This is a genomic window from Rhizobium sp. Rhizsp42, from assembly GCF_047304155.1.
Classification (GTDB): domain Bacteria; phylum Pseudomonadota; class Alphaproteobacteria; order Rhizobiales; family Rhizobiaceae; genus Rhizobium.
The window spans coordinates 1-1,239 of the sequence record NZ_JBGLYS010000102.1 but is presented as its reverse complement, the minus strand read 5'-3'; the positions used below and the strand labels follow the sequence as shown (position 1 = coordinate 1,239).

The window sequence follows — 1,239 nt, the reverse complement described above, 5'->3', positions numbered from 1 at the left end:
GTTTCTCCGCATGATTCATGCTGAGAATGAGCGATCTTTCGATACCGCGCTACGCGGGATGGCCTACCCGCTTACGAAACAGCTTGCCTCGCGCCAGCTGATCCAGGCGCACGAGGTTCTTCGCATGCGCGCCGACGAGCAGATCGTGTTTACTGCGGGGAATGCGCCTTTGCGATGCGGTCGCGCGATCTGGTTCCGCCGATCGGACATGAAGGCGTGCGTCAGAGAGAACAGGTTTCAGGAGCAAGAGGCGAGCGCCGATGATCCGGTTTCGCCTGAACCAAACTGACCGCGAGAGGATCAGGTAATGCGATATTGGGAAGCTTGCGAGGCGCAAGTTACGGCTGAAGATGCGATCAAGGAATGCCGCATCCACAAAGTGGCGGCCGCGGTCCGGGAAGATGACAACGCGTTGCGATGATAGGTCCTGAGATGATCGCTAAGAGTATCTTGAGCGGACCGCTACCTCTCACTTCAGGTCGGTCGTCATACGGTGCATCGACAACATGATCGTCGAATGAAGAAATACAAAGATCGCCAGGCCGGATCCCCTGGTCCTCCACCGATTCAGACTGATGAAAGCCGGTAACTAGCTGAAGTTCAATCAGCACTCGGTTTGGGCGAGCCCTGAGCTTTGCAAGACAAATTCATACCGAGATGGTTTTCGCAGGCCCCATCCCCGTCGATGCTTTATCATTGACGCACTTCGGAAATTCCGAGGCAACAGGATTGTATTGCGGACATTGAACTTTTGGGGCCGCCAGCGTGCCAACTCGACCAGCAGGGATCGAAACATTGCGATATTTCCAGTTTCTATCCACGGCCGGCGCAATGGCAGTCGAGAGCCCGACATGTCACCGTGGCTCCTTTGCTCTGGGAACCAAGCGAAGCAGTAGACGTTCACACCTTGCAATCATATCAAGGAGAAGCAGCATGATCTCTGCAGAACAAGTTCGCGAGCATATGGAAGTCATAGGCGCGGATGGTGCTCATGTCGGTACGGTAGACCATATGGATGGCACGTCGCGCATCAAGCTAACGAAGTCCGACTCTGGTGATGGCCGCCATCACCTCATTCCCCTGGATTGGGTCGATCATGTCGACGAGCACGTCCATCTGACGAAGAACGCTGAGGATGTCCGCAGTCAGTGGTCTTCAGCCAACTAGAGCGTCGGGCAGTTTCTTTGAATCTGACGATTCCCCTGGCTTCGATTTTATGATTCAACATGGCAGGAGGAC

Annotated in this window: 2 protein-coding genes; both read left to right on the top strand. The window is 54.8% G+C overall.

Annotation, left to right across the window (positions count from 1 at the left end; all coding sequences use genetic code 11):
- Positions 1-289 (top strand): type IV secretory system conjugative DNA transfer family protein (locus tag ACCD05_RS31710; RefSeq protein ID WP_413397629.1); only part of this gene is annotated, 289 nt, incomplete at its 5' end.
- 644 nt (positions 290-933) lie between these two features.
- A complete protein-coding gene (locus tag ACCD05_RS31705) occupies positions 934-1,167 on the top strand; it encodes a DUF2171 domain-containing protein (RefSeq protein ID WP_111564242.1) in 234 nt (77 codons plus the stop codon).
- Positions 1,168-1,239: the final 72 nt, after the last annotated feature.